This window comes from Ruegeria haliotis (assembly GCF_013377785.1).
In the GTDB taxonomy this organism is placed as follows: Bacteria; Pseudomonadota; Alphaproteobacteria; order Rhodobacterales; family Rhodobacteraceae; genus Ruegeria; species Ruegeria haliotis.
The window spans coordinates 1-23,679 of record NZ_JABXWT010000003.1 but is presented as its reverse complement, the minus strand read 5'-3'; the positions used below and the strand labels follow the sequence as shown (position 1 = coordinate 23,679).

General features: G+C 57.6%; 18 protein-coding genes. 8 read left to right on the top strand and 10 right to left on the bottom strand.

The genetic code is table 11. The annotated features are described in order from the left end of the window. Window positions 1-38 precede the first annotated feature (38 nt). The 3 genes from HW561_RS08640 to HW561_RS08630 form a co-directional block, all read right to left on the bottom strand. Window positions 39-1,277 carry an NAD(P)/FAD-dependent oxidoreductase gene (locus HW561_RS08640; protein WP_176863736.1) on the bottom strand — a complete coding sequence of 413 codons (1,239 nt, stop codon included), beginning with the start codon at window positions 1,275-1,277 and terminating at the stop codon, window positions 39-41. Window positions 1,278-1,281: 4 nt separating this feature from the next. Then, complete coding sequence (locus HW561_RS08635) at window positions 1,282-3,495, bottom strand: TRAP transporter permease (RefSeq protein ID WP_176863734.1); 2,214 nt, start codon at window positions 3,493-3,495, stop codon at window positions 1,282-1,284. A gap of 82 nt (window positions 3,496-3,577) precedes the next feature. Further along, window positions 3,578-4,585 (bottom strand): TAXI family TRAP transporter solute-binding subunit, encoded by a 1,008-nt coding sequence (locus tag HW561_RS08630; protein ID WP_176863732.1) that lies wholly within the window; start codon window positions 4,583-4,585, stop codon window positions 3,578-3,580. A 129-nt stretch (window positions 4,586-4,714) separates the two neighbouring features. On the opposite strand from HW561_RS08630, the gene HW561_RS08625 reads away from it, so the two are divergent. After that, a complete protein-coding gene (locus HW561_RS08625) occupies window positions 4,715-5,683 on the top strand; it encodes a LysR family transcriptional regulator (RefSeq protein ID WP_176863730.1) in 969 nt (322 codons plus the stop codon). Between the two features lie 123 nt (window positions 5,684-5,806). On the opposite strand, the gene HW561_RS08620 is transcribed toward HW561_RS08625, so the two are convergent. The 4 genes from HW561_RS08620 to HW561_RS08605 form a co-directional block, all read right to left on the bottom strand. Then, a complete protein-coding gene (locus HW561_RS08620) occupies window positions 5,807-6,094 on the bottom strand; it encodes an HU family DNA-binding protein (RefSeq protein ID WP_039540327.1) in 288 nt (95 codons plus the stop codon). A 130-nt stretch (window positions 6,095-6,224) separates the two neighbouring features. Next, window positions 6,225-7,688 (bottom strand): AMP nucleosidase, encoded by a 1,464-nt coding sequence (locus tag HW561_RS08615; protein ID WP_176863728.1) that lies wholly within the window; start codon window positions 7,686-7,688, stop codon window positions 6,225-6,227. Beyond that, window positions 7,685-9,487 (bottom strand): adenine deaminase, encoded by a 1,803-nt coding sequence (gene ade / locus HW561_RS08610; RefSeq protein WP_176863726.1) that lies wholly within the window; start codon window positions 9,485-9,487, stop codon window positions 7,685-7,687. The genes HW561_RS08615 and ade overlap by 4 nt, the downstream gene beginning before the upstream one ends. A 189-nt stretch (window positions 9,488-9,676) precedes the next feature. Then, on the bottom strand, window positions 9,677-10,552 hold the full coding sequence (locus HW561_RS08605) for a LysR family transcriptional regulator (protein WP_176863724.1): 876 nt from the start codon (window positions 10,550-10,552) through the stop codon (window positions 9,677-9,679). A gap of 116 nt (window positions 10,553-10,668) precedes the next feature. Between HW561_RS08605 and HW561_RS08600 the strand changes: the two genes are divergently transcribed. After that, entirely contained in the window at window positions 10,669-11,424 is a 756-nt protein-coding gene (locus HW561_RS08600) for a class II aldolase and adducin N-terminal domain-containing protein (RefSeq protein WP_176863722.1), read from the top strand. Between the two features lie 100 nt (window positions 11,425-11,524). Further along, window positions 11,525-12,517, top strand: a complete 993-nt coding sequence (locus tag HW561_RS08595) for a sterol desaturase family protein (protein WP_328803267.1) — start codon at window positions 11,525-11,527, stop codon at window positions 12,515-12,517. Between the two features lie 8 nt (window positions 12,518-12,525). Here HW561_RS08595 and HW561_RS08590 read toward each other — a convergent pair whose 3' ends face one another. Continuing rightward, window positions 12,526-13,473, bottom strand: coding sequence for a GlxA family transcriptional regulator (locus HW561_RS08590; RefSeq protein WP_176863720.1), 948 nt, complete (start codon window positions 13,471-13,473; stop codon window positions 12,526-12,528). Between the two features lie 77 nt (window positions 13,474-13,550). Here HW561_RS08590 and HW561_RS08585 point away from each other — a divergent pair, with 77 nt between their 5' ends. From HW561_RS08585 to HW561_RS08575, 3 genes are read left to right on the top strand one after another with little or no spacing between them, the layout of a single operon-like run. Further along, on the top strand, window positions 13,551-14,711 hold the full coding sequence (locus HW561_RS08585; RefSeq protein ID WP_176863718.1) for an acyl-CoA dehydrogenase family protein: 1,161 nt from the start codon (window positions 13,551-13,553) through the stop codon (window positions 14,709-14,711). After that, window positions 14,708-16,723 (top strand): acetate--CoA ligase family protein, encoded by a 2,016-nt coding sequence (locus HW561_RS08580; protein ID WP_176863716.1) that lies wholly within the window; start codon window positions 14,708-14,710, stop codon window positions 16,721-16,723. The genes HW561_RS08585 and HW561_RS08580 overlap by 4 nt, the downstream gene beginning before the upstream one ends. After that, on the top strand, window positions 16,720-17,499 hold the full coding sequence (locus HW561_RS08575) for a carnitinyl-CoA dehydratase (RefSeq protein WP_176863714.1): 780 nt from the start codon (window positions 16,720-16,722) through the stop codon (window positions 17,497-17,499). Before HW561_RS08580 ends, HW561_RS08575 begins: the two co-directional genes overlap by 4 nt. Here HW561_RS08575 and HW561_RS08570 read toward each other — a convergent pair. Then, window positions 17,496-18,128 (bottom strand): class I SAM-dependent DNA methyltransferase, encoded by a 633-nt coding sequence (locus HW561_RS08570; protein WP_176863712.1) that lies wholly within the window; start codon window positions 18,126-18,128, stop codon window positions 17,496-17,498. The genes HW561_RS08575 and HW561_RS08570 overlap by 4 nt on opposite strands. 88 nt (window positions 18,129-18,216) lie before the next feature. Here HW561_RS08570 and HW561_RS08565 point away from each other — a divergent pair, with 88 nt between their 5' ends. Beyond that, on the top strand, window positions 18,217-19,062 hold the full coding sequence (locus HW561_RS08565) for an SDR family oxidoreductase (protein WP_176863710.1): 846 nt from the start codon (window positions 18,217-18,219) through the stop codon (window positions 19,060-19,062). 12 nt (window positions 19,063-19,074) lie between these two features. Here HW561_RS08565 and HW561_RS08560 read toward each other — a convergent pair whose 3' ends face one another. Further along, window positions 19,075-20,694, bottom strand: a complete 1,620-nt coding sequence (locus tag HW561_RS08560) for a GMC family oxidoreductase (RefSeq protein WP_176863708.1) — start codon at window positions 20,692-20,694, stop codon at window positions 19,075-19,077. Window positions 20,695-21,141: 447 nt separating this feature from the next. Between HW561_RS08560 and katG the strand changes: the two genes are divergently transcribed. Beyond that, window positions 21,142-23,340: a catalase/peroxidase HPI gene (gene katG / locus HW561_RS08555; protein WP_176863706.1), complete on the top strand. Its 2,199-nt coding sequence runs from the start codon at window positions 21,142-21,144 to the stop codon at window positions 23,338-23,340. Window positions 23,341-23,679 lie beyond the last annotated feature (339 nt).

Sequence of the window (23,679 nt, the reverse complement as noted above, 5' to 3'; positions counted from 1 at the left end):
GTTGTTCAGGTCCTTCAGATGAAAGTGTGCCGGCCTGCTCAGAACCGGTCGGGAGAAAATGGATCCAGATCGATGTTATGGCGACGACCAGACAGCAGATCGGCCACCAGTTCGCCTGTTTTGGGGGCCATCATCAGCCCATAGTGAGAATGCCCAAAGGCTGTATAAAGCCCCGGCTTCCCTTCAAGCTGCCCGATCGCGGGCAGACTATCGGGAAAGGATGGGCGCCGTCCCATCCAGAACTGCGCCTGACTGGTATCCAGATCCGGGATCATCGCCTTGGCCTGTTCCGTCAGGATCGCTTGCTTGCGCGGGTCGGGCGGTGCATCGATATCCGCAAATTCCGCCGTGCCCGCAACCCGCAGGCCATCCTGCATCGAGCTTGCGACAACCTTTGCGTCCACATCCATGATCGAATTGGTCAGGCAGCTTGGCGGATTTGGAAATTCGACATGGTACCCCCGTTCGGCCACCAGCGGTACAGACAGCCCGAGCGGTTTCAGAAGGTCCGCTGACCAGACACCAGCCGCAAGAACAATACTTTGCGCATGAAGTGTTTCGCCAGACGTGGTCAGGCACCAGCTTCCGTCTTCTTGACGCGTCAGCCCCGTGATCTCGGCCTTGACGATCTCGGCGCCCTGACTGCGGGCCTTGTCGGCCAAAACCGTCCCGACGCGTCCGGGTGAGGTAATTCTGGCTTGCCCTTTGATCAGGATTGCGGCCTTGAAATCGCGTGTCAGCGCAGGTTCGAGGCGGTGCAACGCGTCGCCGCCAATACGTTCAAGCTGTCCACCCTTTTCCGCGCGGATCAGATAATCCAGACCATCCAGATTGGCTTGCTCGGGATGGCGGAACGCATGAACATAAAGGCTGTCAGTGATCAGGTCTTCATGGCCGGTACCCTGCAAATGCATGCGGTACAAATCGACTGATGGGCGGCACAACAGCTCCATCGCGTCGGACACCTTGCGCACCGTCTTTTCGCCGGATTGCCCTAGGAACCGCAGCCCCCAGGGCACCATTTTAGGCCAAAATGACGGTCGAACCGACAGCGCGCTTTTGGGGTCCAGCAGCATGGCTGGCAGTTTCTTCCATATGCCCGGCATGGCTTGCGGGATGAACGACCAGGGGGACACGACACCGGCATTCCCGAACGAGGTTTCCTGACCCGGCTCACCCCGATCGACGATCCGTACCGGGATACCGCGTTCTTGCAGCGAAAGCGCACAGCAGATGCCGACGATGCCGGCACCAATAATTGTGACTTGTTCGGTCATCGGATCAGGCCGGCGACTGGCTGCGATTGCGGGCGATCAACTGGGTGATGATCACCGGGGATGCCACCACCAACGCGATCAGGTCCGCAGTCAATGTCGGTGCGACAAAGATAATGCCAGCGATGGCTAACACTATCCGCGACGCCACGTTCAGCGGTGTCAGCCAATACCCGACCACAGCCGCCGACAATGCGATGACACCGGCGATACAGCTGGACGCGGTATAGATGAACTCCCACAGATCGAACCCGGTGGAGGAGACGAACAGCAGAACCGGGGCGTAGACAAACGCCATCGGCGCGATGACCTTGCCCAAACCCAAAGTGAAGGCGGACAATCCGGTTCGGAAAGGGTTGGAGTTGGCGATAGCCGCCGCCGCATAGGCAGAGGTACAGACTGGCGGCGTAATCTCGGACACCACACCATAATACAGCACGAACAGGTGGCTCGCGATCGGAGGAACCCCCAGTTGCGCCAAAGCAGGCTGCGCGACCGAGACCAGCATGATATACAGCGCGGTCGTGGGGATACCTGCCCCCATCAGGATGCAGGCGATTGCGATAAAGACCAGTGAGATAAACAGTTGCAGGTCTTCGACTGCAAACAGCTGGAACGTATCGAAGGAAAGTAGATTATAAAGATCTGACGCGAGATTTCCCGCCCCTTGCGTCACCATGAAACCGATGCGAAAGCCGATACCGGTTGTATTGATGACGCCGACAACGATCCCGACCGCCGCTGCTGCTGCGCCGACTGCCAGCGAGTACTTCACGCCAAGCTCGACCGCCTGAAGCATTTCGGGAACCTCGATCCGCTTTTGCGGATTCAGTGTTGCCACCAGCGCGAGGACGCACAGGGTGGCCGTCATTGTCAGATCAAAGCCGCCACCCGAAAATTTCCATAGAACAAAAGCCAGAAACGCCACCGCGTAGATCAATGTTGGTGGTTGTTTCAGACGCGACATGCCCGCAATCACCGCCAACGAGATGCCGCAAAAGGCCGACATGAAGGGCGTGTAACCCGAAAACAGCACCACAAGCAGCCCGATCAGGGGGACGATATTGGCCCAGCCTTCGCGCCACACAGCCTTGAACTGCGGCAGCTGATCCTTGGTCAGACCCTTCAGGTCCAGCTTGCGCGCCATCAAGTGCACAACGGCAAAGACGCCAACATAGTGCAGCAGGGCAGGGAAGATCGCTGCAATCACGATAGTGGTGTAAGGGACCTCAAGGAACTCGGCCATGATGAAGGCAGCAGCCCCCATGATTGGTGGGGTGATCTGCCCGCCAGCCGAAGACGCGGCCTCAACCCCGCCGGCAAAGTGGCCTGGGTAACCCAGCCGTTTCATGTTCGGAATGGTCAGCGCGCCGGTCGATACCGTATTCGCGACCGATGATCCTGAGATCGTGCCGAAAAAGGCCGAGGAAACGACGGAAACCTTCGCAGGTCCGCCTGTATAGCGTCCGGCAAGGATCGTGGCATTGTCGATGAACAGCTGGCCCAACCCCGTGCGCTGCGCGATGACGCCGAACAACACGAAATGGAACACGATGGTCGAGACGACCCACAAGGTGACGCCATAGATGCCTTCCTGCGGGAAATACATCGACGACACGAAGGTTTTGAAGTTCACGCCCGGATGTTGCAGCAGGCCGGGGAAGTAGGGGCCCAGCAGGGCATAGGAAATGAAGACACAGATGATCAGCGGCAGCACCCAACCAAGCGTGCGGCGCGCGATGTCGAGAACCAGCAGGATGATGACGACGCCCAGAAACACATCGTATCCATTCGGGTTACCCATGCGGAACGTCTGTTCCTCGATCCCCAGAAACGGAATGCCGCGCCAAGCAAAGCCGACATAAAGCGCTGCAATGATACCCAGCGCCATGAAGACCAGATCGTAGAGGGGGATGTTCCCGATGCGGAACCGGCTGACTTTGAGGGCATACAGGTTCTTTGATCCGACAATCGGGATCGTTGCGTAAACCAGAATGAACAAGCCACTCAGGTAAAATCCCATATGCCAGTGATCGGCAGGCAGGCCAAAACCTGCGGTAATGAATTCATAAAACGCAAAGATCAGGGCAACGACGCGCAAAACCTTGCCGGTACTTGGCGTGACTTGCCGTACCGCAGCGCCTTCATCGAACTGTTCTTCGATGGCGGCCAGTTCTTCAGCTGTCAGCTCGTGGTCATCAAGTTTCTGATTCTCGGACATGATGGCCCCCCTGATTTCACATATTTAGAGAAAGCGGTGCCCCCGTGGGAGCACCGAACGTACAGATCAGATTTTGATCTGGTTACTGCAGAAGGCCGGCTTCTTTGTAGAACTTCTCGGCACCCGGATGCAGCGGCACACCCAAAGCCTCGACGCCAGCCAGCGCGGTGTCAGCAGTGATCTGCTTGCCCTTGGCGTGACCATTGTCCAGCAGCTTGCGGGTGTTTTCGTTCCACATTGCTTTGGTCAGACCGTACACCAGCTCATCGGACAAATCCGAAGATACAACCAGCATTGCGCTGACTGCGGGTGTCTTGGTTTCGCCGTCGATGCCCTCATAAACGCCGCCCGGAATGGCCGAGGGGATATAGGCCGGAATGATCTCGTTGATCTTGGCAAGGTCTTCGTCGCTGAAGGAATGCAGGTTCATGCCCTTGGTCGAGGACAACTGCACCATGGCAGCAACCGGCCAGCCTGCGGCATAGAAATAGGCATCCAGCTGCCCGTCAGCCAGACGTTCGGCGCTTTGGCTGTTGTTCAGCTCGGCCTCGTCCATGTTGTCGCGATTGACACCCCAGGCGTCCAGCATTTGCAGTACGGCCACTTGTGTGCCTGAACCTGCCTGCGCAATACCGACGCGCTTGCCTTCCAGATCGCCCAGATCGTTGATCGTCGAACCGGCAGGCAGTACCAGATGCAGATCCTCAGGGAACAGGTTGGCCACGATGCGCAGCTTGGGGTGGGGTTTGCCTTCGAATTTGCCTTCACCCAGATACATCGAACGGGTGACATCTGCTGCAGCAAGGCCCGCTTCCAGCTCGCCATTTTGAACGGCGGCGTTGTTGAAGACCGATGCGGTGGTGGATTGCGCGATGGCGATCAGACCCGGAACACCACACTGGCCACCTTCGTCACAGGCGCGCGATCCCGGAGGGGCCGAGATTCCGTTGGCGATGGTCCCGCCGATCGGGAAATAGGTGCCACCTGCACCACCGGTGCCGATACGAAAGAACGTTGGCTCTTGTGCCAAAGCAGGCACCGCAAGTGCGCCAGCCAAAGCGAGCCCGGTCAGGCATTTTACAAATTTCATCATTATCTCCCAGTTTTGGATCCTTGGATTCGGTTCGCCCGAATTTCGATCCTGTAAGCCTAGAGGCAATTTTCATAAAAACAAATTTGTTATATTTCACTATACTAAACTATCGCTTATGTATGAGGTATGAACCTCATTCAACTCACCGTGTTTCGCGAGGTGATGGAAACGGGCTCCATCTCCCAGACCGCCAAAAAGTTGAATCGCACGCAACCAGCGATCAGCCTGGCGATAAAGAACCTGGAGAAAAGCCTGGGCCTGACCCTGTTTGAACGCAAGGGTCGCAGATTGGTTCCCGTTCCCGAGGCGCATTACCTGTTGGCTGAAACCACGGGAATTCTGGACCGGCTTTCGACCATTTCCAGTACAATGGACGGAATGCTCAAGGGAAACTCGGGCAGTTTGAACATCGCGACGATGCCCGGCCCATCGGCCTTTCTGTTTCCGCGCTACATCAGCAGTTCAATTGGAGAAAACCCGGATATCCGCATCACGCTGTCCACCCGCAGTTCACCGCAGATCATGGAATTGGCGGGCACTCAGAACATAGACTTCGGATTTGCCGATTTTGAACACCCCACGGGCAGACAACCTCAGTTTTCAGCCGAGATTATAAGTGCAGAGTGTTTTTGCGCGCTGGATCGAGAGCATCCGCTTGCCGCCAGAAAAAGTGTCATGATCTCTGATCTGGACGGTGCGCCGATGGGGGGGCTGCATGCGACTCATCCATTTCAGCGCAAGGTCAGACGCGAATTCCAGATGGCTGGCGCACACTACAACCCGACTGTGACATGCCAATATTTTCTGCCCCTGATTCCGTTTGTCAGTTCGGGTCAGTGCTGTACAATCGTTGACCCTTTAACAGTAGCGACCGAGCGAGAATTGAACACATCCGGCGGAAAGGTTGTTTTTATCCCCTTTCGGGATCCGCTCAGATACGAATATGCAATGCTCAAGCCCACACATCGACCGCCGTCACAACTTGCCCTGAAGATTCTGGCCGGTTGGACAGCCGAAGTCCTGCAGAAGCTAAATGAAATAGGCGCAAACCCTCGCACAGAAAGCTACTCGGCAGAGAACCTGAAGCAGGTTTAGAACTCAGCCCGATAGTTTACCAAGCGCGTTGCTTACATATTCAATTGCTACCTTGGCCACCGAGGCCAAAGAAAAAGGGCCACCCAAAGGCGACCCTCAATCGTTGAGCGGTAAAGGCTGTTATCAGCCGTTCACGCTGTCCTTCAGAGCCTTGGCAATGGTCATCTTGACCACCTTGTCGGCTTCTTTCTTGAACTGTTCGCCTGTGGCGGGGTTGCGCACCATGCGCTCGGGGCGTTCGCGGCAGTAGATTTTGCCAACGCCGGGCAGGGTCACTGCGCCGCCGGCCGAAACTTCGCGGGTGATCAGGCCGGTCATGGCCTCCAGCGCAGTGTTCGCGGATTTCTTGTCAGTTCCCATTTCCTCAGCGAGAGCAGCTACCAGCTGAGTCTTTGTCATAGGCTTTGCCATTTCTTGGTCTCCTTAACGTGCCCGATAAATAGGGCCTCACCGCGTAACTGTAACGGGATATTGTGGGTGAACACAACGAATAGTAGCGTCGAAACCCCTAAAAATATGGGGATTTCGTTGCTTTTTTGCTTCAGAGGAAGGCCGTTTCGTCAAAAGAACGCAATTTCCGGCTGTGCAGACGCTCTAACGGCATGCCGCGCAGGTGTTCCATCGCCCGTATTCCGATCGCCAAATGACGGCTGACTTGGGTGGTATAGAAGGACGAAGCCATGCCCGGCAACTTCAATTCTCCATGCAGCGGCTTGTCCGATACGCACAGCAATGTCCCGTAAGGAACACGGAACCGGTAGCCGTTTGCAGCGATTGTGGCGCTCTCCATATCCAACGCGATGGCGCGTGACTGGCTGAGCCGCTGTACTGGCCCGGACTGATCGCGCAGTTCCCAGTTGCGGTTGTCGACTGAGGCGACGGTGCCGGTGCGCATGATCCGCTTCAGCTCATAACCTTCCAGTTTGGTCACTTCAGCCACGGCCCGCTCCAGCGCCACCTGCATTTCGGCCAGCGGCGGGATCGGCACCCAAACGGGCAGGTCGTCGTCCAGCACCTTGTCCTCGCGCAAGTACGCATGGGCCAGAACGAAGTCCCCCAGCGCCTGCGTGTTGCGCAGCCCGGCGCAGTGACCGACCATCAGCCAGGCATGCGGCCGCAGAACCGCGATATGGTCTGTGGCTGTCTTGGCGTTTGATGGGCCGACGCCAATATTGACCAGCGTGATCCCGGACCCGTCCGCACGTTTCAGGTGATAGGTCGGCATCTGCGGCAGCTTCAGCGGTTGCTCCAGCGTGGCATCCGGCGCTGTGATCTCAACATTTCCGGTTGAGACAAAGCTTGTATAGCCACTGTCCGGGTCGGCCAGCTGTTCGCGCGCGTAGTTCTCGAATTCCGAGACATAGAACTGATAGTTGGTGAACAGCACGTGGTTCTGAAAATGGCTCGGGTCTGTCGCGGTGTAATGTGACAACCGTGCGAGGGAGTAGTCGACCCGCTGCGCCGTGAACAGCGCCAGTGGGCCGATACCATCGTCATTCTCGTGGACCCCGTTGACGATGTCGTCATTGGTGGTGTTCAGATCCGGAACATCAAAGACATCGCGCAACGTGAAACCTGCCGGACCCTGATTCAGCGCTGCCAGATCGGTGTTGTTTGCGACCGCAAAATGCAACGGAATGGGTGTTTTCGATAGGCCAACGGTGACAGGTTGATCATGGTTCTTGATCAGCAGCGCAATTTGCTGCGTCAGATAGGCCCGAAACAGATCAGGCCGGGTTATCGTAATCGCATGAGTGCCGGGCTCGGAAACGTGACCGAAGCTAAGCCGACTGTCGACCTGCGCATAAGAGGATGTCTTGATCCGCAGCTCGGGGTAATAGGCGCGGTAACGCTCGGATGGCGCCCCTTCGTTCATCGCTTTCGAGAAGCTTTCGCATAAGAATTCTGTTGCCTTGGTATAAAGTTCTTCCAGGCGCGCGACGGCGGCCACAGGGTCCGTGAAACTATCGGGGCTAAGTGCTTCGTGTGTTACTATTGTTGTCATGCCAGTGGTTCCAGAAGGTCGATTTTCTTGAAGGTGCGCACATCCACCAGCCCAAGGTCTGAGATCCGCAATTCGGGAATCACAACCAAAGCCAGCAGGGAATGCTGCATGTACGCGTTATTAAGCTGGCAGCCACAGGCCTCCATCGCTTTGACCAGGTTTTCCGCTTTGGCCGCAACGTCTGCGGCGGGGTTGTCGGACATCAGGCCAGCAATAGGCAGTTCTACCAATGCCAGTTCCTGACCATCCTGGAAGAGAGTGATGCCACCCCCCACTTCGGCCAGCCGATTTGCGGCGAGCGCCATCTGTTCGCGGTCGGTGCCCACAACGATCATGTGGTGGCTGTCATGGGCCACTGTCGAAGCCATCGCCATGCGGCCCTGATAGCCAAAGCCGGACACAAAGGCGTTCGCTACCCCACCGGTGGCGCGATGTCGTTCGACCAATGAAATCTGGCAGACGTCGCCTTCGCCCTCGACCAAACCGCCAATGATAGGCAGTTCCGCCTTCAGTGCTTTTGTCGGGGCCTGATTCTCGACCACGCCGATGACGTTGGCTTGCACCCGATTTGCACCTGCGGGTGCCTGAACTTCAAAATCTTCCGAGGTCAATTTATGCCCCAGATGCACAGTGTTCCGCGCCTGATCGGGCCAGTCGAGATGCGGGCAATCCACCGTGATCGCGCCGTTTTCGGCCACGATCTGACCGCGGGCAATGACTGTTTCGATCGGCAGGCCTGACAGATCCGAGCTGAGGATAATGTCCGCCCGCCGACCGGGCGTGACTGAACCGATCTCGCGCTCCAGCCCGAAATGGGTGGCGGTGTTGATCGTAGCCATCTGCAGCGCGATCAGCGGATCACATCCGCACGCAATCGCATGGCGGACCACGCGGTTCATATGGCCGTCATTCACCAGCGTGCCGGAATGACAATCATCGGTGCACAGGACAAAGTTTCGCGGGTCCAGGCCTTTCTCGGTTATGGCGGTAATCTGGTTTTCGACATCATACCAGGCCGACCCCAGCCGCATCATCGACCGCATCCCTTGCCGCACCCGCGCGATAGCGTCCGCCTCGCAGGTGCCTTCATGATCATCTGCCGGGCCACCCGCGACATAAGCGGCGAAGTCTGGCCCCAAATCAGGTGACGCGTAATGCCCGCCTACCGTTTTACCGGCCCGTTGGGTTGCGGCAATCTCGGCCAACATCTTGGGGTCGCCATGGATCACGCCCGGAAAATTCATCATCTCTCCAAGGCCAATGATACCGGGCCATGACATCGCCTCGGCCACATCTTCCGGCGAGATTTCGTACCCTGTGGTCTCAAGCCCCGGTGCCGATGGTGCGCAGGATGGCATCTGGGTGAAGATGTTCACTGGCTGCATCATGGCTTCGTCATGCATCATACGCACGCCCTCCAGCCCCAGAACATTCGCGATCTCATGCGGATCGGTGAACATCGAGGTGGTGCCATGCGGAATGACTGCCCGGGCAAATTCGGCAGGTGTCAGCATGCCCGACTCGATATGCATATGCGCATCACACAGACCGGGCAGAATATATCGACCCTGCGCTTCGATGATCTGTGTATCGGGTCCGATGCAGTGCCCGGCATCCGGCCCGACAAAGGCAATGCGCCCGGCTGCAATCGCCACCGAGTGATCCGGCAGCAGTTCTCGGCTGTGGACATTCACCCAGACGCCACCGCGAATAACCATGTCCGCGGCCTCACGTCCGGCTGCGACTGCGATCAAACGGGGGGCGACATCGGGCCAAGTTGGGAAAGGTATGTGTTCCATGGCTCAACTTTCCCGAATGCGCGGTCAGGTGCAACCCCGGTAATTGGGTATCATGAAACCGTCGCAAATCCCTGCCACCGCCCAACAGGAGTTCACGTGCCCGCAGCGCGCCAGCGCTGCCCGGCCCAACCAGAGAAGGTGCCCCAAAGGGGGCAATGACGTTGGGCGGGAGCCTTGTCCTGGGGCCGATCAGTTAAGGCGATCGGGCTCAATTTCACGGCGCACCCAATTGGCGAAGGCCACAGCGCCGGGTGTCTCTTCTGCCTGAGGAGACAAAAGCAGGTAATAGGCCTCTGGCATCGGTGCGCGATGTTTGAATGGCGCAATCAGCAGGCCCTGGTCGATCAGATGGCCTGCAATGGCGTCATGGGCCAGACACAACCCGCCGCCAGCCATGGTGGCAGACAGGCATACAAGATAGGTGGTGGCATAGGTAATCAAAGGATTATTCCACGTCAGTGTCTGATCTTCCGCCCAACTTGACCAATTTGACAGCAGGTTCGAGCAATCGAACAAAGGTTGCTGCTGCAGATTGTCCAAACTGACTTGAAAACCAGGGGCGCAAACAGGGTAATAGTGTTCCATCCGAAGCAACTCAGTACGGACCGAGTCTGCGGGTCTCAGGGAAAAGCGGATTTCCACAGCTGCACCTTCGGCCATTTCGCGAGGCTCCCAAAGCTCGGTGAATATGTTGAGCTGCACATCTGGGTGTTCGGCGCGAAACGCGGGCAGGCGCGGGGCCAGCCAATTGACCGCAAAACTGATGTTGCATTGCACCTGAACCGCGTTTTGCTGCGCGCCGGTGACGGCTTGGGTGCCGCGTACCAACGTTCGGAAGGCTTCGCGCACCACAGGCAGATAGGTAATGCCAGCCTCTGTCAACTCTAGCGCCCTTGGTCGCCGCAGGAACAAAGGCTGCCCCAGATATCCTTCCAGTGACTTGATCTGCTGGCTGACCGCGCTCTGCGTCATGTTCAGATCACGGGCTGCGCCGGTAAAAGACAGATGGCGCGCGGCGGCCTCGAAGGTGCGCAGCCAACCCAGTGGCGGTAGCGGTTTCTGCATCAACATAACCTTGGTATAAGTTTTGCTACTGGGATAGTTGCGTTTTTTTCGTTGGTCAAATCCCAGGGCTGGATGCACGCTTCTTGTCAAATCCAGATTGCCATAGGAGCCTAGCAATGAGTGTCGCCAATCTTCGCCCCAATATCGACCATTGGTCTGAGCGTGTGGACATGGCGGCTACCTTCCGCTGGACTGAACGCCTGAACATGCACGAAGCCGTGGCCAACCATTTCAGCCTTGCGGTGAATGAGGATGGCACACAGTTCCTGATGAACCCAAATCAAATGCATTTCGCCCGCATCCGCGCATCAGACCTGTTGCTGCTGGATGCCAACGATCCGGACGTGATGAGCCAACCTGGCGCGCCGGATCCGACAGCCTGGGGCCTGCACGGATCGATCCACCGTTTTTGTCCCCATGCGCGCTGTGTCATGCATGTGCACTCGATTTTTGCCACTGTGCTTGCCTCGCTGGCTGACAGTACACTGCCGCCGATCGATCAGAATACGGCGACGTTCTACGATCGCTACGTGATCGACGAAGAATTCGGCGGGCTGGCTTTTGACAGCGAAGGTGAGCGCTGTGCGTCGATGCTGTCTGACCCGAAAAAGAAGGTCATGATCATGGGCAATCACGGGGTTCTGATCATCGGCAGCGATCCTGCAGACACCTTTAATAGACTCTATTATTTCGAACGTGCGGCGGAAACCTACATCCGTGCGCTTCAAACTGACCAACCGCTGCGCGTCCTGTCGGATGAGATCGCCGAGAAGACGGCGCAGGAGCTGGACGACTATCCCGGTCAGGCCGAGGCACATCTGCGAGAGATCAAGACGCTGCTTGATGCCGAAGGCTCGGATTACGCATCCTGATTACAAGATCCGGACAGATTGCGTCTGCCCTGCGCCGGTAAACGAGACGTGGGGCTGGTCGAAACGAATTTGACGGCTGCTCAATCAGGGAAACTTGAACGTGACGGACAACTCTCAGACGCAGGACATGAGCAAAGAGTGGAATTATCATCCGGATCTTCCGCTCGAGAACCGGTCTGTTTTTCAATGGCCACCCAACCCAACCTTTCTGCTGGGCTGGTTGGTTCGGAACTGGCTGACGCTAAGCGAGCGGGTGTTGATGCTGGTGTTGGCCGTTGCGCTCTGGGCGTTTTTCTATCCATCACTGGAGAGCGCAAAAATACTTGCCTTTGGTTGGGTGTTTCAGATCTGGCTGGTGAACTTCACAATGATTTTTGCGGTGGCTGGCGGTCTGCATTGGTATTTCTACATACGCAAGTCGCAAGGACAGAAGCTGAAGTTCGAACGCCGTGAGCAGGGCAAGAACAACGCGCTGTGGAATTTCAGCGATCAGGTCAAAGACAACATGTTCTGGTCGCTGGGATCAGGCGGGCTGCAACTGACCGGGTTTCAGGTGGCCACAATGTGGTTGATGGCCAATGGGTACGCACCTGTCATCACCTTTGCTGAACATCCCGTCTGGTTTATGCTGTGGCTAATCCTGATCCCGATGTGGTCGGCATTCCATTTTTACTGGGTGCACCGGCTGCTGCATCAGCCGGTCCTGTACAAAAAGGTCCACAGCCTGCACCACCGCAATGTTAATATCGGCCCTTGGTCCGGGTTTTCCATGCACCCGGTCGAGCACTTCTTTTACCTGACCACCCTGTGCATTCATTGGATCGTGCCATCGCATCCCATCCATCTGTATTTCCACATCGTGTTTCAGGGACCGGGCGCGGCGATGACCCATACGGGATACCAAGATCTTTTGGTCAAAGACAAAAGACGTCTGGCATTGGGCACGTTCTATCATCAGCTTCACCATCGGTATTACGAATGCAACTATGGTAATCAGGAAATGCCCTGGGATCGCTGGTTCGGGACATTCCATGACGGATCGTCCGAGGCGACTGCCGAAACGCGGGCCCGAAAGAAGCGGATGTTTGGTTGAACGCGGTGTCAGGATTGCGGAGTTCGTAAAGCGCGCGGTGTGACCCCGAATTCGGTCTTGAATGCGCGGGTCAGGGCGCTGGGGTCGTCATAACCCGCGCGCAAGGCAATCTCTCCGATGGTCATGTCGGTCTCGGTCACCAGTTTGCGGGCCAGGTTTAGCCGGAGACGGCGATAAACCTGCGCTGGACCTGCGCCCAGTTCGGCATTCATGCGCACCGCCAACGCCTTTTGCGAGCGGCCGACGCGGTTGGCGATCTCGGACACTGTGAGCGGCGTTTCCAGATGTTCCTGCATCACCGCCAGCGCCTTGTTGACATAGCCGCTGGTCGCTCCGGCCCCGCCTGCGTGCGAACGCGCGGAGTCGCGGGTCATGAACAGCTGTGCCACCTCAAGCGCCAGCGCTTGCCCCTGATCTTGTCCGATCAGGTGCAACACCAGATCAAAGGCCGCCATGGCGCCGGAACAGGTGATGCGATTGCCGTCGATGATGTATCGCTCGCGAAGGGCGTCCACTTCAGGGAACCTCTCGGTAAACCGTGTCAGTTCTTCCCAATGAATAGTGGCGCGATGCCCATCCAGCAGGCCCGCCAGCGCCAATAGCCAACTACCCGTGTCCAGACCGGTCAGCACATCATACCGCAGGGCTGCCGATCTCAACCCCGCCAAAGTTTGCCAGCCGCCATGGGCTTGAAACCCGTAGGACGGCATCACCATAAGCAAATCGCCGCTGGATTTCTGAAGTGTTCCATGCGGTGCAACCTGCAAACCTGAGGAGGATATCACCGGTTCGGCGCCTATCGAGAGGAACTGCCAGTCATACAGAGTGCGCCCTGATAGCATATTTGCCGCCCGCAATGGCTCGACCGTATTGGCCAGACAATGGTTGGAAAACCCGTCGAACAGAAGAACACCGATATGCTGCGGTGCAGAGGGATATTTAGTCCATTTTGGCATGATAAACGTCTATTGTTGCAGGTTGCCGAGTGCAAGCCGCGTCAGGATATTCCCAGGCTCAGATGTGGAGATTTCAGATGCAATATGGCGTGTCCGACGAACAAGAGATGATTGCCTCGACCGTTCGCAGTTTTGTCGAGAATGAGATTTACCCGCATGAGGAGATGGTCGAACGCACTGGCGAAGTGCCGCAGGAAATTGCGGATGAGATCAAGCGCAAGACCATCGAGTTGGGGTTTTACGCCTGCAATTTCCCGGAAAGTGTTGGTTGTGCTGGTCTGAACCATCTTGAATTCGCATTGGTCGAGCGGGAATTGGGCCGCGGTTCGATGGCGCTGAACCATTTCTTCGGACGGCCACAGAATATCCTGATGGCGTGCGAGGGTGAACAGGTCGAGCGGTACCTGATGCCTGCGGTACGCGGTGAAAAAACGGATGCGCTTGCGATGACCGAACCGGGCGCAGGCTCGGACGTGCGTGGCATGAAATGTGCGGCGGTGCGGGATGGCGGCGATTGGGTGGTCAACGGAACCAAGCATTTCATCTCGGGTGCGGAGCACGCGGATTTCATCATCGTCTTTATCGCAACGGGCGAAGATCAGACGTCAAAAGGCCCGAAAAAGCGGATTACGGCGTTTTTGGTGGATCGGGGAACGCCCGGATTCACCATTCGTGACGGGTACAAGTCGGTTAGCCATCGCGGCTACAAGAACATGGTTTTGGACTTTGACGACTGCCGCCTTCCGGATGCGCAGGTTCTGGGTGAGATTGATGGTGGGTTCGATGTGATGAACACTTGGCTTTACGCCACGCGCATCACCGTGGCCGCCATGTCCGTCGGTCGGGCACGCCGTGCTTTCGATTATGCCCTGGACTACGCCGCCACACGCGAGCAGTTTGGCCAGAAGATCGGCAAGTTTCAGGGTGTGTCCTTCCAAATTGCCGACATGATCACTGAAATCGATGCAGCCGACCTGCTGACGCTGGCTGCGGCTGACCGACTGGACAAAGGACTGCCAGCGAACCGTGAGATTGCGTCGGCCAAGCTTTATGCGTCCGAGATGCTGGCGCGGGTAACCGATGCGGCGATTCAGGTCCATGGTGGCATGGGTCTGATGGATGATTATCCGCTGGAGCGGTTCTGGCGCGATGCCCGGGTCGAACGAATCTGGGACGGCACCAGCGAGATTCAGCGTCATATCATCAGCCGTGACCTGCTGAGGGCACTTGGCGCATGATGCCGTTGAGGCGTGCCCTGAACCCATCTTCACTGGCCGTCATCGGCGGTGGCGCGTGGTGTGCCGAAGTGATTTCTCAGGCGCAAAAGTTTGGGTTTGAGGGGGACATCTGGCCTGTTCATCCAAAGGCCGAACAAATTGGCGGTTTGCGGGCATTTGCCTCAATCGAGGATTTACCCCGAGCTCCGGATGTCACCTTTGTCGGAATAAACAGGCATGCCACTGTGTCGGCTGTGTCGGCCCTGTCAGCGGCAGGTGCCGGCGGCGCGGTTTGTTTTGCATCAGGCTTTACCGAAGCAAACGCCGAAGATGATCAGGCTGCCAACCTCCAGGAGCAACTGGTTGCAGCCGCAGGCGACATGCCGATTCTTGGGCCAAATTGCTACGGTTTCGTCAATGCGCTGGATCGTATTGCCGTCTGGCCGGATCAGCATGGTATGCGTCCGGTGGATCGCGGTGTTGCAATCCTGACGCAAAGCTCGAACATCGCCATCAACATGACGATGCAGCGCCGGGCGCTGCCGCTGGCCTTTATGCTGACCTGTGGAAATCAGGCGCAGACACATCAGGCCGACATCGCATCGGCCCTGCTGGACGATGATCGCGTCACGGCGATCGGGGTTCACATCGAAGGGTTTGGCGACCTGCGCAAATGGGAGGCTCTGGCCCAAAAGGCCCGCGACCGCGATATTCCAATCATCGCGCTGAAAATGGGCCGTTCCGATCACGCGCAAGCGGCGACGATCTCGCACACTGCCTCGGTGGCGGGCGGAGATGCAGGGGCTCAGGCCTTTCTGGACCGGTTGGGCATCGCGCGACTGGACGATATCCCGAGCTTTTTGGAGTGCCTGAAGCTGCTGCATATCACTGGTCGTCTGGATGGAAATGGCCTGGGCATGATCAGCTGTTCAGGTGGTGAGGCGAGCCTGTCTGCTGATATGGCTGAATGCCGCGATCTGCACTTCCCTTCCTTGACCGATCATCAGCGTACCGATTTACGTGCCGTGCTGGGCCCGATGGTGGCACTGGCAAATCCGTTGGATTACCACACTTATATTTGGCGCGATACGGATGCGATGACCCGCGCTTGGGCAGGGCTGACGGGGCCAGATAAGGCTCTGACTATGGCAATTGTCGATTATCCGCACACGGATTCAACGGATTGGGATTGCGCAACACAGGCTGCCCTGAATTGTGTTGCGCAGACCGGGCGTCCATTTGCCGTGACGGCGACTTTGCCAGAACTGATGCCCGAACCAGTTGCGCAACGTTTGCTGGAGGGCGGAGTTGTACCCTTCGCCGGGTTGCATGAAGCACTGGCCGCCGTCGAAGCCGCCGCACGTCCAGCGTCTGGCCCGTCGAACCCAGTGCTGTTGCCGTCCACCACATGTGCCGATCAGATCCTGACAGAAGCAGAAGCCAAAGCAGCGCTGGGCGCATTTGGGGTATCTGTGCCCCGTAGCGTCGTTGTGCCAGCAGAAGATGCAGAGCAGGTCGGATTGGATTTGCAAGGTCCATTCGCCGTCAAGGGCGTCGGGCTGGCTCATAAATCCGAGCATGGTGCGGTGCGTCTCGGGGTCACGACGGTCGAATTGCTCGACACTGCGTTTGCGGTCGGGACCAAAGAGGTGCTGATCGAAGAAATGGCTGTTGGTTCGGTTGCTGAGGTGTTGGTCGGTGTCACGCGGGACGCGGCGCATGGGTTTGTCCTGACGCTTGGGGCTGGCGGCGTGCTGACGGAAATTCTGCGCGACACGGTTTCTCTTTTGATCCCATCATCTCGCGAGGCTGTTCAGGACGCACTGGGCGATCTGGCCTGTGCGCCCCTGCTCACCGGATATCGCGGCAAACCGGCGGCCAACATAGAGGCGGTACTGGATGTCGTCGAAGCTGTGCAAAACTATATCATTGCCAATGCTGCAACAGTCGAAGAAGTTGAAATCAACCCGCTAATCTGCACTGCCGATGAGGCTGTTGCAGTCGATGCGCTGATCCGAAAGGCAAGCTCATGACCCCGATCAAAACCCGCCGCGATGGTGCCATTCTCGAAGTCATTCTGGACCGGCCAAAGGCAAACGCGATCGATCTGGCAACCAGCCGGATCATGGGCGAGGTCTTCCGCGATTTCCGCGACGACCCGGACCTGCGTGTGGCGGTTCTGACGGGTGCCGGAGAGAAGTTCTTTTGCCCGGGATGGGATCTGAAAGCGGCTGCAGACGGTGATGCGGTGGATGGTGACTATGGCGTTGGCGGCTTTGGCGGGTTGCAGGAACTGCGCCACCTTAACAAGCCGATCATCGCCGCAGTCAATGGCATTGCGTGTGGTGGTGGATTGGAACTGGCGCTGAGTGCCGACATGATCATCGCAGCCGATCATGCAACCTTTGCCCTGCCTGAAATTCGGTCCGGCACCGTGGCGGATGCCGCCAGCGTCAAACTGCCCAAGCGCATTCCGTATCACATCGCGATGGAGCTGCTGCTGACCGGGCGTTGGTTCGACGCGGAAGAAGGTCATCGCTGGGGTTTGGTGAATGAGATCGTGGCTGCAGATCAACTGATGGCCCGCGCGTGGGAACTGGCGCGCCTTTTGGCCAGCGGGCCGCCGCTGGTTTACGCCGCCATCAAGGAAGTTGTGCGCGAAGCCGAGGATGCAAAGTTCCAGGACATCATGAACCGGATCACCAAACGGCAATTGGCGAGTGTTGATGTGCTGTATGGGTCCGAGGATAATCTGGAAGGTGCCCGCGCCTTTGCGGAAAAGCGCGACCCGGTCTGGAAAGGACGCTAAATCCGTTCGAACAGGGCAACAAAGGCGGTGTCGTCCTTGTTTGGGCCAGCGGCAAGGTCGCCGTAAATGCGGACCTTGGGCAGGGTCAGGTTGCGGATCTGGTTCTGTTCCATCCGGCGTAGCGCGTCCGCAAAGCCCAGCTTTTCAAAATGCTGGGCGTTGATCGACAGGGCAAACTGGGCACCGGGACGTGCGATGCGCAACAATGCGGGCAGAACTTCGGGGCCCAGATGGCCATGGGTGAATGTGCCGGATGAGACGATGCCAGCGTAGCTGTCGCGTGACACCGGAATTCCGTGATTCAGATCGGCCTCGATCGCATCGCGATAGATGTCCTTGCGCATCGCCTGATCCAACATTTCCGCGCTGATATCCGTTGCATCGATCGGTCCGACACCCAGCCCGGCCAGAACAGCCCCGCATAAACCGGTACCGGCGCCTACATCCAGAACAGGACCCTGACCGCCAGCACTGACAAAGGCGCGCGCTGTTTGGATATGCAGCTGATAATCTTCGCGCGCGGCAAAGTTATCGTCATAGTCCCCTGCCCATTCGGCATAGAGGCGTTTGTTATCCTCGGGGGATTTCAGCGCATAGGCGGTGTGCAGGTCGGGTGTTTTGTCACTCATGTTTCAATCAAGGCGCATTGAGGGATTCGAATCAAGTGCGTCCATGCGGCGCTTGCATCCCCGTCACTGGCGGATCATCTAAGGGAACATGACAAATACACTCTTCTCATTTGGTCACGGGTATTCGGCCCAGGCCCTGTCCCGCACTCTGACGCTGCAGGGTTGGCGTATTATTGGCACGACGCGAGACGCCAAAGGGGAAACGGCGATTGAGGATTCGGGTGCCGAGCCGGTGATCTGGCCCGGGAGGTATCCGAATCTGGACGGGGTGACGCATCTGCTGATCTCGACCGCGCCAACGGCGGACGGCGATCCGGTTTTGGCTGCGCTGGGGGACGATATTGCAAAGCGGGCCGCGCAGTTCACCTGGGTGGGATATCTATCGACGACTGCTGTCTACGGAGATCATCAGGGTGATTGGGTCGATGAGACGACGCCTCCCGCTCCAACGGCGGAACGCGGCCGGTGGCGTATGCGGGCCGAGGAGCAGTGGTTGGATGTTCCCGATTTGCCAGTGCATGTTTTCCGGCTGGCTGGCATCTATGGCCCCGGTCGTGGGCCGTTTTCCAAACTGAAACGCGGCGGTCTGCGGCGGATTATCAAGCCGGGGCAGGTGTTTTCACGCATTCACGTCGATGATATCGCGCAGGTTCTGGCGGCGTCGATGGCCACGCCCAATCCCGGCACGGTATATAATGTCTGCGATGACGAGCCTGTCCCGCCGCAAGACGTGATCGGCTATGCCGCCGAATTGCAGGGTCTGCCGTTGCCCCCGGCGGTGTCCTATGACGAGGCCGACCTGACCCCCATGGCCCGCAGTTTCTATAATGAAAACAAACGGGTCCGGAATAATCGCATCAAGGATGAGCTGGGTGTGCGGCTGCTCTATCCCGATTATCGCGTTGGACTAGAGGCCTTGATGAAAGGCCAGTAAGGGCGTCTTAGGTCACGAGGCTGCTGCTTTGATCAGGTCAGCGGCCTTTTCGGCGATCATGATGGTGGGCGCGTTGGTGTTGCCGGATACAAGCGTCGGCATGACCGAGGCATCCACGACGCGCAGCCCCTCGATCCCATGTACGCGCAGATCAGGGTCAACCACGGCCATCTCGTCCACACCCATTTTGCAGGTACCCACCGGGTGATAGATCGTATCGGCACGGGCGCGGATGTGTTTTTCCCAATCCGCATCTGATTGGGCGGTGTCGGTTCCGAACATCTCTTTGTGTCGATACTTGGCCAGCGCCGGGGCCTCGATGATGTCCCGCATCATCCGGGCACCTCTGATCAGGGTTTCAAGATCTCGGTGGTCGGATAGAAAGGCGGGGTCAATGGCTGGAGGGGCAAACGGGTCCGCGCTGTGCAATCCAACCGTTCCACGGCTTTCGGGGCGCAGTTTGCAAACGTGACAGGTGAACCCGTAGCCATAATGCAGTTTGCGGGCATGATCATCGACCAGCGCGATGGCGAAATGCAGCTGTATGTCGGGTCGGTCCAAATCAGGCGAGGTTTTCAGAAACGCAGCCCCTTCGGCGAAAGGCGTCGCCGCCATCGAGACACCGGTTTTGCGCCAGCGCCAGAGATGGCGCAGAAGCCGTGCTGATCCAACCGGACCGATGCCGAACGTGTCGGTGTCCTTGGTTTTGTAGGCGAGGATGAAATCCAGATGGTCTTGCAGGTTCTTGCCGACGCCGGGCAGGTCATGGCGGACGGCGATTCCGTGCTGGGCAAGTTCGTCTGCTGCCCCAATCCCGGACAGTTGCAGCAATTGTGGTGACATCAATGCACCGGCGCAGATCAGCACCTCGCGCTTTGCCCGAACCGTAATGTCCGGACCTTTTGCTTTCCTCTTATAGATCACACCAGTCGCGCGTTTGTTGTCAAAGGTCAGTTCTTTAGCGTGAGCATGCGTGATGACCGTCAGGTTCGGGCGATCCATGACGGGAAACACATAAGCGGCCGCCGCCGAGCACCGTTCGCCGTTCTTGGCTGGATCGTGGAATTGCGTTACCTGATACAGGCCAACCCCTTCATTGTCGCCCCGATTGAAATCATCACAGCGGCGATGCTGTAGCTGCTCGGCGGCTTCGACAAACGCATGGGTAATCGGGCGCGGCTCTTTCTGATGGGACACGTGCAGCGGCCCGCTGCCGCCATGCATATCGTCCTCACCCTGTTCGTTGTTCTCGGCGCGTTTGAAATAGGGAAGGATGCTGTCCCAATCCCAACCGTCGCAACCGAGATCGACCCACCCGTCATAGTCCTGACGCTGCCCGCGTACATACAGCATTGCGTTGATCGCGCTGGACCCACCCAGTGTCTTGCCACGCGGCTGGTATCCCTTGCGCCCGTTCAACCCTTGCTGAGGGACAGTCTCTAAAGCCCAGTTGTTGATTTTGGGACGCCCTGGCAGGGCGGCCACAACTGCCGCCGGCATTCTGATCAGGATGTGATTGCCGCCGCCTCCGGCCTCAAGCAGGCAGACGCTTTTGTCCCAGTCTTCGCTCAGGCGGTTGGCCAGGACCGACCCTGCGGATCCGCCTCCAACAATAACGTAGTCAAACTCCATCCTGATGTCCTTGCTTGTTGCATCGGGTAGGCGGATGCGTGGATCAGCCTGATGCCAGACGCGGAAGTCGCATCACCGATTTACAGCGCAGCCTGATGGGTGAGACAGTGCCCGAATGGCGGCGAAAAACAATCACCTCATGATGCTCGTGACCCAAGGTTACTGTCTGCGGTGGGCCTCCAAGCTATTCGGGTGACGCAGAGATTGGGCAATTACCATAATTTTTCACTATGACTTTCATGCGAAAACAAAACTTTTTAGAATGGCTTTAACTTGCTATATCTGATGCGAAGCAAGAGAGAAGAGTCGTTGATGTCTGCAGCCCCAAGATCCGCGTTTTGTTATCCAGATCCGCAGAAAGACATCACCAATATCTTCCTTTGATCTTGTTCACCTCAGATTTGACCGCGCGACGTCGCCCGAACTTAGCCAGGAATGGAGATCGATATGGACGGAAGTGATAACCCCAACATGGGCAAATGCCCGGTAATGCATGGTGCCGGTACCCGGTCGAACCGGGATTGGTGGCCTAATCAACTGAACCTGTCGATCCTGCATCAACGCGCACCGGCCTCGAACCCGATGGGCGAGGGATTTGATTACGCGGAAGAGTTCAAGAAACTCGACTTGAAGGCGCTGAAAGAAGACCTGTACGCATTGATGACGGATTCGCAGGATTGGTGGCCTGCGGATTATGGGCACTATGGTGGTCTCTTTATTCGTATGGCGTGGCACAGTGCCGGAACCTACCGGACGGCGGATGGGCGCGGTGGTGCCTCGACCGGGAACCAACGTTTTGCGCCGCTTAACAGTTGGCCGGACAATGGCAACCTGGATAAGGCGCGCCGTCTGCTGTGGCCGATCAAGCAGAAATACGGCAACCAGATCTCTTGGGCTGACCTGATCATTTTGGCGGGTAACTGCGCCATTGAATCGATGGGCGGCAAAACCTTTGGGTTCGCTGGTGGTCGCGAAGACATTTGGGCGCCCGAGGAAGACATCTATTGGGGTACTGAAACCGAATGGCTGGCCCCCACGGACAACCCGCACAGTCGCTATTCGGGCGAGCGTGATCTGGAAAACCCGCTGGCTGCGGTACAGATGGGTCTGATCTATGTGAACCCCGAAGGCCCGGATGGGGAGCCGAACATTCTGGCTTCGGGCCGCGACATCCGTGACACATTTGGCCGGATGGCTATGGGTGACGAGGAAACCGTGGCTCTGGTTGCGGGTGGTCACACCTTTGGCAAGGCGCATGGTGCGGGCGACCCCGAACTGGTTGGCCCAGAGCCCGAAGCAGCCCCGATCGAAGAGATGGGCCTTGGCTGGATCAACAAGTTTGGCAGCGGCAAAGGGGACGATACGACAACCAGCGGGATCGAAGGTGCCTGGACCGCGAATCCGATCAAATGGGACAACGGCTTTTTCGACCTTCTGTTCGGCTATGACTGGAATCTGACCAAAAGCCCTTCGGGCGCTTGGATCTGGGAGCCGATCGGCGTGAAAGAAGAAGATATGGCCCCGGCGGCGCATGACCCGTCGAAAAAGGTCAAAACCATGATGACCACCGCCGACATGGCGATGCGCATGGATCCGATCTATGGCCCGATCTCGAAACGGTTCCATGAGAACCCGGACGAGTTTGCAGATGCCTTCGCCCGTGCGTGGTTCAAGCTGACTCATCGCGATATGGGCCCACGCTCGCGGTATCTGGGTTCGGAAGTGCCCCGCGAAGAGCTGCTGTGGCAGGACAATGTCCCGGAAGTGGATCACGATCTGATCGATGAAGCGGATGCCGCAGCGTTGAAGGCGCAGATCCTCGCCACTGGTCTTTCGGTGTCCGAATTGGTTTCAACAGCATGGGCCTCGGCTTCGACCTTCCGGGGATCGGACCTGCGCGGTGGGGCCAATGGCGCACATATCCGTCTGGCTCCTCAAAAGGACTGGGCCGTGAATGAACCACTGAAGCTGTCCAAAGTGCTGGATGCCCTGGAAGGCATACAACAGGCGTTCAACGCGGCGCAGCCGGGCAACAAGAAAGCGTCGCTTGCCGATCTGATCGTGCTTGCCGGTGCTGCGGCCATCGAACAGGCCGCGAAGGCGGGCGGTCAGGATATCGAGGTGCCATTTACCCCAGGCCGGACCGACGCGACGCAAGAGCAGACGGACGTTGAATCGTTTGCAGTGCTTGAACCGGCAGCTGATGGGTTCCGCAACTACCAGAAGACGGAGTACACCGTGTCACCGGAAGAGTTGTTGGTCGATAAGGCTCAGTTGCTGACTCTGTCCGCCCCAGAAATGACTGCTCTGGTGGGTGGTCTGCGCGTTCTGGGTGCGAACTTTGGTGGCTCGCCCCATGGTGTGTTTACTGATCGGGTTGGGACGCTCAGTACCGACTTCTTCACCAACCTGCTGGATATGGGCACCGAATGGAAACCGTCCAGTGAGGCCGGTGTGTATGAAGGCCGCGCCAACGGTGAAGTCAAATGGACCGGCACACGTGTCGATCTGGTCTTTGGATCAAACTCGCAATTGCGAGCGCTGGCCGAGGTCTATGGTCAGGCCGATGCTGAGGGTAAGTTCGTCTGTGACTTTGTTTCAGCCTGGAACAAAGTAATGAACGCAGATCGGTTTGATCTGAAATAAGCACGTGACCATCACGGAAGTGCGCCGTCCGAGGAGACTCGGGCGGCGTTTTCTTTGCCCGAGTCCCGAGTGTGTACCAAGCATTGGGTACGATTCCGCCTAAAGGCCGTCCCTTCCTTTGTTTCAAGCATTGCACTGACGGGTCAGCGGTGGAGATTCTTAACTTAACCTGTTGTTTTCATTAACGTGAGTAAGTTTCTGCAGGGAAATGTGAAGTTTTTTCAAAATGGGGGTTGCAGGTCTGAGGTCTAATCCGTAAATACCCCTTCACCGGCGCTGGTGAGGCGCTGGAGACGGGCCGGAGAGACGGTTGGGACGCTCAGGAGAGACTGGGGGCAT